The organism is Peribacillus sp. FSL E2-0218 (assembly GCF_037992945.1).
Classification (GTDB): domain Bacteria; phylum Bacillota; class Bacilli; order Bacillales; family DSM-1321; genus Peribacillus; species Peribacillus simplex_B.
In genome coordinates, this window is the sequence record NZ_CP150304.1 from 321,502 (window position 1) to 333,627 (window position 12,126).

7 protein-coding genes, 12 tRNA genes and 3 rRNA genes are annotated in these 12,126 nt (G+C 47.8%); 20 read left to right on the top strand and 2 right to left on the bottom strand.

Annotation, left to right across the window (positions count from 1 at the left end):
- Positions 1–15: 15 nt before the first annotated feature.
- Positions 16–162, bottom strand: a complete 147-nt coding sequence (cmpA, locus tag MHI53_RS01610) for a cortex morphogenetic protein CmpA (protein WP_340372615.1) — start codon at positions 160–162, stop codon at positions 16–18.
- 83 nt (positions 163–245) lie between these two features.
- On the opposite strand from cmpA, the gene MHI53_RS01615 reads away from it, so the two are divergent.
- The 20 genes from MHI53_RS01615 (at position 246) to tsaD (ending at position 9,897) form a co-directional block, all read left to right on the top strand.
- Entirely contained in the window at positions 246–725 is a 480-nt protein-coding gene (locus MHI53_RS01615) for a SprT family protein (protein ID WP_340372616.1), read from the top strand.
- A 131-nt stretch (positions 726–856) separates the two neighbouring features.
- Positions 857–931, top strand: a tRNA-Asn gene (locus tag MHI53_RS01620).
- 7 nt (positions 932–938) lie between these two features.
- A tRNA-Ser gene (locus tag MHI53_RS01625) sits at positions 939–1,029 on the top strand.
- A 17-nt stretch (positions 1,030–1,046) separates the two neighbouring features.
- A tRNA-Glu gene (locus MHI53_RS01630) sits at positions 1,047–1,118 on the top strand.
- A 19-nt stretch (positions 1,119–1,137) separates the two neighbouring features.
- Positions 1,138–1,213: transfer RNA gene (locus MHI53_RS01635), tRNA-Asp, on the top strand.
- A gap of 79 nt (positions 1,214–1,292) precedes the next feature.
- Positions 1,293–1,367: transfer RNA gene (locus MHI53_RS01640), tRNA-Gln, on the top strand.
- Between the two features lie 11 nt (positions 1,368–1,378).
- A tRNA-Lys gene (locus tag MHI53_RS01645) sits at positions 1,379–1,454 on the top strand.
- Between the two features lie 8 nt (positions 1,455–1,462).
- Positions 1,463–1,544 (top strand) — tRNA-Leu (locus MHI53_RS01650).
- Between the two features lie 60 nt (positions 1,545–1,604).
- A tRNA-Leu gene (locus tag MHI53_RS01655) sits at positions 1,605–1,690 on the top strand.
- An 18-nt stretch (positions 1,691–1,708) separates the two neighbouring features.
- A tRNA-Arg gene (locus MHI53_RS01660) sits at positions 1,709–1,785 on the top strand.
- A gap of 8 nt (positions 1,786–1,793) precedes the next feature.
- A tRNA-Pro gene (locus MHI53_RS01665) sits at positions 1,794–1,870 on the top strand.
- Between the two features lie 33 nt (positions 1,871–1,903).
- Positions 1,904–1,977: transfer RNA gene (locus MHI53_RS01670), tRNA-Gly, on the top strand.
- A gap of 95 nt (positions 1,978–2,072) precedes the next feature.
- Positions 2,073–3,623, top strand: a 16S ribosomal RNA gene (locus MHI53_RS01675).
- A 171-nt stretch (positions 3,624–3,794) separates the two neighbouring features.
- Positions 3,795–6,727: ribosomal RNA gene (locus MHI53_RS01680) — 23S ribosomal RNA — on the top strand.
- Between the two features lie 116 nt (positions 6,728–6,843).
- Positions 6,844–6,959, top strand: a 5S ribosomal RNA gene (gene rrf / locus MHI53_RS01685).
- The 16S, 23S and 5S rRNA genes sit together here with 12 tRNA genes alongside, the layout of an rRNA operon.
- Positions 6,960–6,993: 34 nt before the next feature.
- Positions 6,994–7,067: transfer RNA gene (locus tag MHI53_RS01690), tRNA-Met, on the top strand.
- A gap of 201 nt (positions 7,068–7,268) precedes the next feature.
- Positions 7,269–7,721, top strand: coding sequence for a tRNA (adenosine(37)-N6)-threonylcarbamoyltransferase complex ATPase subunit type 1 TsaE (gene tsaE / locus MHI53_RS01695; protein WP_061142101.1), 453 nt, complete (start codon positions 7,269–7,271; stop codon positions 7,719–7,721).
- Positions 7,721–8,413, top strand: a complete 693-nt coding sequence (tsaB, locus tag MHI53_RS01700; RefSeq protein ID WP_061142102.1) for a tRNA (adenosine(37)-N6)-threonylcarbamoyltransferase complex dimerization subunit type 1 TsaB — start codon at positions 7,721–7,723, stop codon at positions 8,411–8,413. The genes tsaE and tsaB overlap by 1 nt, the downstream gene beginning before the upstream one ends.
- Positions 8,414–8,434: 21 nt before the next feature.
- Positions 8,435–8,887, top strand: coding sequence for a ribosomal protein S18-alanine N-acetyltransferase (rimI, locus tag MHI53_RS01705; RefSeq protein ID WP_061142103.1), 453 nt, complete (start codon positions 8,435–8,437; stop codon positions 8,885–8,887).
- Positions 8,884–9,897, top strand: a complete 1,014-nt coding sequence (tsaD, locus tag MHI53_RS01710; protein WP_061142104.1) for a tRNA (adenosine(37)-N6)-threonylcarbamoyltransferase complex transferase subunit TsaD — start codon at positions 8,884–8,886, stop codon at positions 9,895–9,897. The genes rimI and tsaD overlap by 4 nt, the downstream gene beginning before the upstream one ends.
- A 276-nt stretch (positions 9,898–10,173) precedes the next feature.
- Here tsaD and MHI53_RS01715 read toward each other — a convergent pair whose 3' ends face one another.
- Positions 10,174–12,093, bottom strand: coding sequence for an ABC-F family ATP-binding cassette domain-containing protein (locus MHI53_RS01715; protein WP_061142105.1), 1,920 nt, complete (start codon positions 12,091–12,093; stop codon positions 10,174–10,176).
- Positions 12,094–12,126: the final 33 nt, after the last annotated feature.

Genomic DNA, 12,126 nt, shown 5'->3' on the forward strand with positions numbered 1-12,126 from the left:
CGGCAAGCTCCTTCTTTAATTGGAAGGAGTTTTTTTGGGATATATATAACCGGGGCTTTCTTTCCTTTGATAAAAAAACCAGCATTGATTCAACATCTTCACTTGATGATAATCCTTTTCATAAAAGGCTTTACGAATTTGATTCTGGAACCAATTAGGCATAGCTTTTCCTCCCTTAGTCTCCTCTTGTATTATTAGTCTATGTTATAATGGGTTGTCCTGTTACCAGGGAATAGGAGGGGGAAATGGATAATCGGGAATTGCAAAAGCTAGTAGAGGAAATATCGTTGAAAGACTTTAATAGGAGATTTAAACACCTTGCCAGTTTTAATCCGCGCCTTAGAACGACAGGAGGTCGATACTTATTGCGATCACATAATATCGAAATTAACAAGAAGTATCTTGATGAACGCGGGATCGACGAAATCATTGGTATCATAAAGCATGAATTATGCCATTATCACCTTCACATCGGAAAAAAGGGGTATCAGCATCGTGATGCGGACTTCAAGCGTTTACTCATGGAGGTAGGGGCTCCGAGATTTTGCAAGCCGCTGCCATCAAATCAATTAAAGAGAAAAATGAATACGATTCAATATAAATGTAAAGACTGTCAGCAGGTATATATGAGAAAAAAACGAATTGACACCTCCCGTTTCGTATGTGGAAAATGCCGCGGAACCTTGATCTACCGGGGGTTTTTAGAGGGTGAAACAAAAATATAAAAAAACACAAAAGAACGCTTGACTTTAAGTTGCAACCTCTTTATAATCATAAGAGTCGACAAGATAACAACTTGTTCTTCACGACAAACACGAAGGTCCTTGAGCATGAAAAAGGAACCCATTTACATTATTCCGCAGTAGCTCAGTGGTAGAGCATTCGGCTGTTAACCGAACGGTCGTAGGTTCGAGTCCTACCTGCGGAGCCATTTTTTTGGGGAAGTACTCAAGAGGCTGAAGAGGCGCCCCTGCTAAGGGTGTAGGTCGCGTAAGCGGCGCGAGGGTTCAAATCCCTCCTTCTCCGCCAGTTACATATTATATCAAGGCCCATTGGTCAAGCGGTTAAGACACCGCCCTTTCACGGCGGTAACACGGGTTCGAATCCCGTATGGGTCACTCTCTTACATATCAACATGGTCCCGTGGTGTAGCGGTTAACATGCCTGCCTGTCACGCAGGAGATCGCGGGTTCGATTCCCGTCGGGACCGCCATTATTTTTTTAAGAAACACTTGCTAAAATAAAGTTATTGTGATATAATATTAACCTGACTGTTAATTATCACAAGTCATTGGGCTATAGCCAAGCGGTAAGGCAACGGATTTTGATTCCGTCATGCGAAGGTTCGATCCCTTCTAGCCCAGCCATTTTTATTTTAGAGCCATTAGCTCAGTTGGTAGAGCATCTGACTTTTAATCAGAGGGTCGAAGGTTCGAATCCTTCATGGCTCACCATTTTGTATGCGGGTGTGGCGGAATTGGCAGACGCACCAGACTTAGGATCTGGCGCCGCAAGGCGTGGGGGTTCAAGTCCCTTCACCCGCACTGATAATTTTCTTCTTGACATCAAGATGAAAAGGGTGTTATACTTACGAAGTCGCTTTCGCGGTCGTGGCGGAATGGCAGACGCGCTAGGTTGAGGGCCTAGTGGGGGAAACCCCGTGGAGGTTCGACTCCTCTCGGCCGCACCATTAACATCATAGAAATTAGCGCCCGTAGCTCAATTGGATAGAGCATCTGACTACGAATCAGAAGGTTGTAGGTTCGACTCCCGCCGGGCGCACCATTTTTTTACGGGAAGTAGCTCAGCTTGGTAGAGCACTTGGTTTGGGACCAAGGGGTCGCAGGTTCGAATCCTGTCTTCCCGACCATCCTTTCTCGTAACATTTCAAGAAAATATAAATGCGGGTGTAGTTTAGTGGTAAAACCTCAGCCTTCCAAGCTGATGATGAGAGTTCGATTCTCTTCACCCGCTCCATTATTGCTCTTTGAAAACTGAACAAAACAAAGCGCCAACGTTAAATTTTAAGTGAGCACACACTATCAAAAAAGCAAATGAGCAAGTCAAACATTTCTTCGGAGAGTTTGATCCTGGCTCAGGACGAACGCTGGCGGCGTGCCTAATACATGCAAGTCGAGCGAATCGATGGGAGCTTGCTCCCTGAGATTAGCGGCGGACGGGTGAGTAACACGTGGGCAACCTGCCTATAAGACTGGGATAACTTCGGGAAACCGGAGCTAATACCGGATACGTTCTTTTCTCGCATGAGGGAAGATGGAAAGACGGTTTACGCTGTCACTTATAGATGGGCCCGCGGCGCATTAGCTAGTTGGTGAGGTAATGGCTCACCAAGGCGACGATGCGTAGCCGACCTGAGAGGGTGATCGGCCACACTGGGACTGAGACACGGCCCAGACTCCTACGGGAGGCAGCAGTAGGGAATCTTCCGCAATGGACGAAAGTCTGACGGAGCAACGCCGCGTGAACGAAGAAGGCCTTCGGGTCGTAAAGTTCTGTTGTTAGGGAAGAACAAGTACCAGAGTAACTGCTGGTACCTTGACGGTACCTAACCAGAAAGCCACGGCTAACTACGTGCCAGCAGCCGCGGTAATACGTAGGTGGCAAGCGTTGTCCGGAATTATTGGGCGTAAAGCGCGCGCAGGTGGTTCCTTAAGTCTGATGTGAAAGCCCACGGCTCAACCGTGGAGGGTCATTGGAAACTGGGGAACTTGAGTGCAGAAGAGGAAAGTGGAATTCCAAGTGTAGCGGTGAAATGCGTAGAGATTTGGAGGAACACCAGTGGCGAAGGCGACTTTCTGGTCTGTAACTGACACTGAGGCGCGAAAGCGTGGGGAGCAAACAGGATTAGATACCCTGGTAGTCCACGCCGTAAACGATGAGTGCTAAGTGTTAGAGGGTTTCCGCCCTTTAGTGCTGCAGCTAACGCATTAAGCACTCCGCCTGGGGAGTACGGCCGCAAGGCTGAAACTCAAAGGAATTGACGGGGGCCCGCACAAGCGGTGGAGCATGTGGTTTAATTCGAAGCAACGCGAAGAACCTTACCAGGTCTTGACATCCTCTGACAACCCTAGAGATAGGGCGTTCCCCTTCGGGGGACAGAGTGACAGGTGGTGCATGGTTGTCGTCAGCTCGTGTCGTGAGATGTTGGGTTAAGTCCCGCAACGAGCGCAACCCTTGATCTTAGTTGCCAGCATTCAGTTGGGCACTCTAAGGTGACTGCCGGTGACAAACCGGAGGAAGGTGGGGATGACGTCAAATCATCATGCCCCTTATGACCTGGGCTACACACGTGCTACAATGGATGGTACAAAGGGCTGCAAACCTGCGAAGGTAAGCGAATCCCATAAAGCCATTCTCAGTTCGGATTGCAGGCTGCAACTCGCCTGCATGAAGCCGGAATCGCTAGTAATCGCGGATCAGCATGCCGCGGTGAATACGTTCCCGGGCCTTGTACACACCGCCCGTCACACCACGAGAGTTTGTAACACCCGAAGTCGGTGAGGTAACCTTCATGGAGCCAGCCGCCTAAGGTGGGACAGATGATTGGGGTGAAGTCGTAACAAGGTAGCCGTATCGGAAGGTGCGGCTGGATCACCTCCTTTCTAAGGATAATACGAGTGCGCTTTTGTTTTGTTCAGTTTTGAATGAGTAATTCATTCAATGAAGGTAGAGGCATCACGATGTGATGAATTCTCTCCACTTTGTTCCTTGAAAACTAGATAATAGATAGAAGGCAATTAATTTTTTCAAAGCATCTGTAAGACTTTTTTAACGGTTAAGTTAGAAAGGGCGCACGGTGGATGCCTTGGCACTAGGAGCCGATGAAGGACGGGACTAACACCGATATGCTTCGGGGAGCTGTAAGTAAGCTTTGATCCGGAGATTTCCGAATGGGGAAACCCACTGTTCGTAATGGAACAGTATCTTTACCTGAATACATAGGGTACTGAAGGCAGACCCGGGGAACTGAAACATCTAAGTACCCGGAGGAAGAGAAAGCAAACGCGATTTCCTGAGTAGCGGCGAGCGAAACGGAATTAGCCCAAACCAAGAGGCTTGCCTCTTGGGGTTGTAGGACACTCAACATGGAGTTACAAAGGAACGGGGTAAATGAAGCGATCTGGAAAGGTCCGTCAAAGAAGGTAAAAACCCTGTAGTTGAAACTTCGTTCCCTCCTGAGTGGATCCTGAGTACGGCGGGACACGAGAAATCCCGTCGGAAGCAGGGAGGACCATCTCCCAAGGCTAAATACTCCCTAGTGACCGATAGTGAACCAGTACCGTGAGGGAAAGGTGAAAAGCACCCCGGAAGGGGAGTGAAATAGATCCTGAAACCGTGTGCCTACAAGTAGTCAAAGCCCGTTAATGGGTAATGGCGTGCCTTTTGTAGAATGAACCGGCGAGTTACGATTTCATGCGAGGTTAAGTTGATGAGACGGAGCCGCAGCGAAAGCGAGTCTGAATAGGGCGAATGAGTATGAGGTCGTAGACCCGAAACCAGGTGATCTACCCATGTCCAGGGTGAAGTTCAGGTAACACTGAATGGAGGCCCGAACCCACGCACGTTGAAAAGTGCGGGGATGAGGTGTGGGTAGCGGAGAAATTCCAATCGAACCTGGAGATAGCTGGTTCTCTCCGAAATAGCTTTAGGGCTAGCCTCAAGATGAGAGTATTGGAGGTAGAGCACTGATTGGACTAGGGGCCCCCAACGGGTTACCGAATTCAGTCAAACTCCGAATGCCAAATACTTATTCTTGGGAGTCAGACTGCGAGTGATAAGATCCGTAGTCGAAAGGGAAACAGCCCAGACCACCAGCTAAGGTCCCAAAGTATACGTTAAGTGGAAAAGGATGTGGAGTTGCTTAGACAACCAGGATGTTGGCTTAGAAGCAGCCACCATTTAAAGAGTGCGTAATAGCTCACTGGTCGAGTGACTCCGCGCCGAAAATGTACCGGGGCTAAACGTATCACCGAAGCTGTGGATTGACACCGTAGGGTGTCGATGGTAGGAGAGCGTTCTAAGGGCGTTGAAGTCAGACCGGAAGGACTGGTGGAGCGCTTAGAAGTGAGAATGCCGGTATGAGTAGCGAAAGAAGGGTGAGAATCCCTTCCACCGAATGCCTAAGGTTTCCTGAGGAAGGCTCGTCCGCTCAGGGTTAGTCGGGACCTAAGCCGAGGCCGAAAGGCGTAGGCGATGGACAACAGGTTGATATTCCTGTACCACCTATACATCGTTTGAACGATGGGGGGACGCAGAAGGATAGGGTAAGCGCGCTGTTGGATATGCGCGTCCAAGCAGTTAGGCCGGAAACGAGGCAAATCCCGTTTCCATTAAGGCGGAGCTGTGATGGCGAGGGAAATATAGTACCGAAGTTCCTGATTCCACGCTGCCAAGAAAAGCCTCTAGTGAGATGTAAGGTGCCCGTACCGCAAACCGACACAGGTAGGCGAGGAGAGAATCCTAAGGTGTGCGAGAGAACTCTCGTTAAGGAACTCGGCAAAATGACCCCGTAACTTCGGGAGAAGGGGTGCTTTTTAGGGTGAATAGCCCGGAAAAGCCGCAGTGAATAGGCCCAGGCGACTGTTTAGCAAAAACACAGGTCTCTGCGAAGCCGCAAGGCGAAGTATAGGGGCTGACACCTGCCCGGTGCTGGAAGGTTAAGGGGAGAGGTTAGCGCAAGCGAAGCTTTGAACCGAAGCCCCAGTAAACGGCGGCCGTAACTATAACGGTCCTAAGGTAGCGAAATTCCTTGTCGGGTAAGTTCCGACCCGCACGAAAGGTGTAACGATCTGGGCACTGTCTCAACGAGAGACTCGGTGAAATTATAGTACCTGTGAAGATGCAGGTTACCCGCGACAGGACGGAAAGACCCCGTGGAGCTTTACTGCAGCCTGATATTGAATTTTGGTACAGCTTGTACAGGATAGGTAGGAGCCTGAGAAGCCGGAGCGCTAGCTTCGGTGGAGGCGTTGGTGGGATACTACCCTGGCTGTATTGAAATTCTAACCCGCGCCCCTTATCGGGGTGGGAGACAGTGTCAGGTGGGCAGTTTGACTGGGGCGGTCGCCTCCTAAAGAGTAACGGAGGCGCCCAAAGGTTCCCTCAGAATGGTTGGAAATCATTCGTAGAGTGTAAAGGCACAAGGGAGCTTGACTGCGAGACCTACAAGTCGAGCAGGGACGAAAGTCGGGCTTAGTGATCCGGTGGTTCCGCATGGAAGGGCCATCGCTCAACGGATAAAAGCTACCCCGGGGATAACAGGCTTATCTCCCCCAAGAGTCCACATCGACGGGGAGGTTTGGCACCTCGATGTCGGCTCATCGCATCCTGGGGCTGTAGTCGGTCCCAAGGGTTGGGCTGTTCGCCCATTAAAGCGGTACGCGAGCTGGGTTCAGAACGTCGTGAGACAGTTCGGTCCCTATCCGTCGCGGGCGCAGGAAATTTGAGAGGAGCTGTCCTTAGTACGAGAGGACCGGGATGGACGCACCGCTGGTGTACCAGTTGTCTTGCCAAAGGCATAGCTGGGTAGCTACGTGCGGACGGGATAAGTGCTGAAAGCATCTAAGCATGAAGCCCCCCTCAAGATGAGATTTCCCATGGCGCAAGCTAGTAAGATCCCTGAAAGATGATCAGGTTGATAGGTCAGAGGTGGAAGCGTGGCGACATGTGGAGCTGACTGATACTAATAGATCGAGGACTTAACCAACGCTTTAAAAAATGAAAGGCCTTCTTATTATCTAGTTTTGAAGGAATGAAAATTCCCTCTTGCATTTCAAAATCATATATGTTATGATAAGAGATGTACTGGAAAATGATTATATGTTTGGTGGCGATAGCGAAGAGGTCACACCCGTTCCCATTCCGAACACGGCAGTTAAGCTCTTCAGCGCCGATGGTAGTTGGGGGTTTCCCCCTGTGAGAGTAGGACGCCGCCAAGCTGTAATCAATTTCATAAAGCATCATTTATACCGTCGCGGGGTGGAGCAGTCCGGTAGCTCGTCGGGCTCATAACCCGAAGGTCGCAGGTTCAAATCCTGTCCCCGCAATCATGAAAAAAACGAAACTTATGTTTCGTTTTTTTGTTTTATCCAAAATGCGAATAATAAGACCTTAACTTATTTGTTTCTTCTTTTGAAACAAGGTAAACTACATATAGAGCTCTTTGACCATCGTGTTAAATATCGTTTCTGGTTCACGTCAAAATCCGGATGATGATTTTGCTAATAATGATAAAAGGTGATTGATATATGCAGCATGTTGAATGGATTTCTCAAAATGAAGAAGAAACGGCGCAGTTTGCACAGAAGCTGGCCCAAAGGCTTTCAAGCCGTGATGTATTGGCCTTGGAAGGCGACTTGGGTGCAGGGAAAACGGCATTTACCAAAGGCCTGGCCAAAGGGTTAGGCGTTTCCAGAACGGTAAACAGCCCAACTTTTACGATTATAAAGGAATACATGGGCCGATTGCCTTTATTTCATATGGATGTATACCGGGTTAGTGAATCCGAAGAAGATTTAGGATTCGATGAATATTTTGAAGGTGATGGTGTGACTGTCGTTGAATGGGCACATATAATAAAGGATCAGCTTCCAGATGAAATCCTGACCATCTATATTTATCGTCTCGGTGATACTAGCAGGCGGATTGTCCTGGAACCTAAAGGTGACCGGTATGTAAAGTTATGTAAGGAGATTATTTGATGAAAGTTTTAGCGATAGATACATCGAACTTCACATTAGGGGTCGCCCTTGTGGATGGCAATCAGGTAATTGGAGAGTACACGACAAATTTGAAGAAAAATCATTCAGTTCGGGTCATGCCGGCCATTGAAACGCTGCTTAAGGATTGTGATACCGCTCCAAAGGAATTGACCAAGATAGTGGTCGCCAAGGGGCCAGGCTCTTATACAGGAGTAAGGATTGGTGTGACAATCGCCAAAACTTTGGCCTGGACGCTTCAAATACCGTTATCAGGCGTTTCGAGTCTGGAAGCATTGGCCGCTAATGGACGCCATTTTAATGGGCTGATTTCTCCCTTGTTCGATGCAAGAAGAGGGCAGATTTATACCGGTCTATATGAAATGGACAATAATCTGTTAAAAACGGTGATGGAAGATTGTAATATCCTATCCTCTGAATGGGCGAAACGATTGAAGGGATTGGATCGTCCCATTTTATTTGTTGGCCAAGATGCAGATATCCATCGGGAGGCAATCACGGACTCACTGGGCGAATCAGCCGTATTTGCCCCGATACAGTCCTTCAACTCAAGACCAAGCGAACTGGCTTTCCTTGGCCTTAACAAGACGGAAGAGGATATTCACAAGTTTGTACCGAACTATATACGCATGGCGGAAGCAGAAGCTAAGTGGCTTGAACAGCAGGGGAAATAAAAAAGAAAGCGACCGATTATTATGAGTAAAACAATGACGTTCCGAAAGATGAAAACGGAAGATATCGACCAAGTGCTGCACGTGGAAACACAGTCCTTTACTCTGCCTTGGAGCCGGGAAGCTTTTTATAATGAATTGAATCATAATCAATATGCCGTATACATGGTAATAGAGGACGAGGGGAAAATTGCCGGTTATTGCGGTGCATGGATCGTCATCGATGAATCGCACATCACCAATATTGCCATTCTGCCCGAATATCGAGGGCAAAAGCTTGGGGAAGCCTTGCTCAGGAAGATGGTTGAGATCTCCATTGCCATGGGTGTGGTGAGGATGACTCTTGAAGTTCGTGTCAGTAATGTAGTGGCCATTACACTTTATGAAAAGCTAGGTTTTCAAAAGGGTGGAATCCGGAAGAATTATTATACAGATAATCTAGAAGATGCTTATGTTATGTGGGTGAATTTTGCATGAAAACAGATCAACTTATATTAGGAATAGAAACGAGCTGTGATGAAACCGCGGCTGCGGTCATCAAAAATGGAACAGAGATAGTAAGCAATGTCGTGGCTTCACAAATAGAAAGCCATAAACGTTTTGGCGGGGTCGTCCCTGAAATAGCCTCGCGTCATCACGTGGAGCAAATTACGATTGTAATTGAAGAAGCCCTGCTCCAGGCAGGTGTGAGCTATGAAGATTTGGATGCGATAGCTGTTACAGAGGGCCCTGGTCTGGTAGGGGCACTCCTGATAGGTGTGAATGCGGCTAAAGCGGTGGCTTTCGCCCATGGACTCCCGATTGTAGGGACACACCATATTGCCGGCCATATTTATGCGAATCGGCTTATTCAGGAAATTGAATACCCTGCATTATCTTTGGTCGTTTCAGGCGGCCATACCGAATTGGTCCTTTTGGAAGAACCGGGCTCCTTCAAGGTGATAGGGGAGACGCGTGATGATGCAGCAGGGGAGGCCTATGATAAAGTGGCACGGACCTTGGGGCTTCCTTATCCAGGCGGTCCGCATATCGATAGGCTTGCCCAAATGGGTTCACCTTCATTGAAGCTTCCCCGGGCGTGGCTGGAAGGCAGCTATGACTTTTCCTTCAGTGGATTGAAATCCGCCGTGATCAATACTTTGCATAATGCAGAACAGCGCGGGGAAAAGATTGAACCTGAAGATTTGGCTGCCAGCTTCCAGGCGAGCGTAATAGAAGTTCTCGTCGTGAAGGCTGTGAAGGCTGCCAAAGAGTACAATGTTAAACAGGTATTGCTTGCAGGGGGAGTTGCTGCGAATAAAGGGCTAAGGGAAGCGTTAACGGAGGCATTTTTGGAGTTGCCTATCGATCTATCCATCCCTCCCCTTTATCTTTGCACGGACAATGCGGCGATGATCGGTGCTGCTGGAAGTGTAATGTTCGAAAAGGGTAAACGCTCCGGAATGGATTTGAACGGAAACCCTGGATTGGATATAGAAATGTTTTAAAGAATGAGAAGACAGGATCCCTATTGAGGGATCCTGTTTTTTGCCCCGTTTTATTAAAAATAGAATATTCTGTGGATAATTATTTTGGGGAAATCGAACGTCATGTGTATAAACAGGTGATTATGTGGATAAGTGGATATGTTTCTGTGGATAATGTGTATAACTCTAATTGTTCGCTAGTGAAGGGTAATTGTTTTGTTAATAAATGTGTGGATAACTTTAATTGTCTTTTTCATTCAAAAAGAAAAGACCGAGTCATCAGACTCTGGTCTTTTGTCATTCTTCCAGTTCCGCCCATTCCTCGAGGAGCTGGTCCAATGTTTCTTGGGCTTGATCGAGCTTTGTTTGGACCTCCATCACCTTTTCGTGGTCCTGAAAGACATTTGGGTCGCAAAGGAGTTCATTGTATTCGTTTATTTCGGCTTCAAGCTGCTCCATGGCCGCTTCGATTTCCTCTATCCGCCGCTTTCTCTGCCGTTCAGCCTTTTTAGCTTCCTTATCGATCTTGTAATTCGTTTTTTCGACAGCCACATCTACGATTTTCGCTTGATTTTCCTGTTCAAGCGCCTTGATCTCCGCTTGCTCTTGTTTTTTCTCTACATAATAATCATAATCACCAAGGAATTCCTCATTGCCTTCCTTGGAGAGCTCGATGACCTTGGTGGCAATTCTATTTATGAAATAACGGTCATGTGAGACGAAAAGTATCGTTCCCGGATAATCGATCAACGCATTTTCAAGCACCAATTTACTGTCGAGATCCAAATGGTTCGTGGGCTCATCCAGTATCAAGAAATTCCCTTTCTCCATCATCATCTTGGCCAGCGCCAGCCGGGCCTTTTCCCCGCCGCTTAAAGTGGACACGGTTTTCAAAACATCGTCCCCGCTAAAAAGGAAATTCCCGAGAACCGTGCGGATATCCTTTTCCGGTTTAAGGGGATAGTCATCCCATAATTCATTGAGTACGCGCTTATTGGAAATAAGGTTGGCTTGTTCTTGATCGTAGTAGCTGACCTCGACGTTCGTTCCGAAACGGAAAGATCCGGCACGTGCAGGCAGCTTGGAGATGATCGTCTTCAGTAATGTCGATTTTCCAACCCCGTTCGGACCGACTAGCGCTATGCTTTCGCCTTTCGTCATCCGCGAGTTAATGTTTTTGGAAACCGTTTCATCTTCGTAACCGATCGCCAAATCCTGAAGGTGGAGCACTTCGTTTCCGCTTTGCTTCTCAATCTGGAATGAAAAATTGGCGGATTTCTCATCACCTTGCGGCTTGTCCAGCACGTCCATCTTTTCAAGCTGTTTGCGCCTGCTTTGCGCCCTTTTCGTGGTCGACGCCCTTGTGATGTTCCGTTGGACAAAGTCGCGGAGCTTTTCGATTTCCCCCTGTTGTTTCTCGAACAGCTTCATGTCCCGCTCATAATCCTCGGCTTTTCCCTCCAGGTAGGAACTATAATTCCCATAATACTTTTTCATATTATTGCGGGAAATTTCATAAACCTGATTGACCACTTTATCGAGGAAATAACGGTCATGGGAAACGATGAGGACAGCGCCTTGATAGCTCTGTAAATATTGTTCAAGCCATGAGAGGGTTTCGATATCCAAATGGTTCGTCGGCTCATCGAGTATCAATATATCCGGTTTCCTTAGCAACAGCTTCCCTAACGCAAGCCTCGTTTTTTGGCCGCCGCTCAATGTGGAAATCAGGGTAGAGTAGTCAAAGTCTGCAAACTGAAGGCCATGCAATACGGAACGGATATCCGCTTCATACTGATAACCGCCCTTTTCCTTGAATGCGACCATCAGTGCGTCATATTCGTTGAGCACCTTTTGGTACACGGCTTCATTTCCAAAGATATCAGGCTTGGCCATATCCGCTTCAAGGCGGCGCAGCTCCTTCTCTTGATCCATAAGATCCTTGAATACGGTCAGCATCTCATCCCAGATGGTCAGCTCGGATTCAAGGCCGGTATCCTGTGCCATGTAGCCGATCGTGACACCTTTTGGCTTGATGATTTCACCGCCATCATGCGATAGCTGGCCGGCTATGATTTTCAGCAATGTGGATTTACCCGCACCATTCCGCCCGACAAGTGCAATTCGATCTTTATTCTGAACTTCGAGCTTCATGTTTGATAAAATAAGTTCAGCTCCGTAATATTTTGATAGTTGATTGATTTGTAATAAAATCATAGTTTCACCTCAATTGATTATTGTTAGTGTAAC

Bases quoted from the DNA above. Each gene is read 5' to 3' on its own strand.
- cmpA (WP_340372615.1), bottom strand. From the start codon at position 162: ATGCCTAATTGGTTCCAGAATCAAATTCGTAAAGCCTTTTATGAAAAG.
- MHI53_RS01615 (WP_340372616.1), top strand. From the start codon at position 246: ATGGATAATCGGGAATTGCAAAAGCTAGTAGAGGAAATATCGTTGAAA.
- tsaE (WP_061142101.1), top strand. From the start codon at position 7,269: ATGCAGCATGTTGAATGGATTTCTCAAAATGAAGAAGAAACGGCGCAG.
- tsaB (WP_061142102.1), top strand. From the start codon at position 7,721: ATGAAAGTTTTAGCGATAGATACATCGAACTTCACATTAGGGGTCGCC.
- rimI (WP_061142103.1), top strand. From the start codon at position 8,435: ATGAGTAAAACAATGACGTTCCGAAAGATGAAAACGGAAGATATCGAC.
- tsaD (WP_061142104.1), top strand. From the start codon at position 8,884: ATGAAAACAGATCAACTTATATTAGGAATAGAAACGAGCTGTGATGAA.
- MHI53_RS01715 (WP_061142105.1), bottom strand. From the start codon at position 12,093: ATGATTTTATTACAAATCAATCAACTATCAAAATATTACGGAGCTGAA.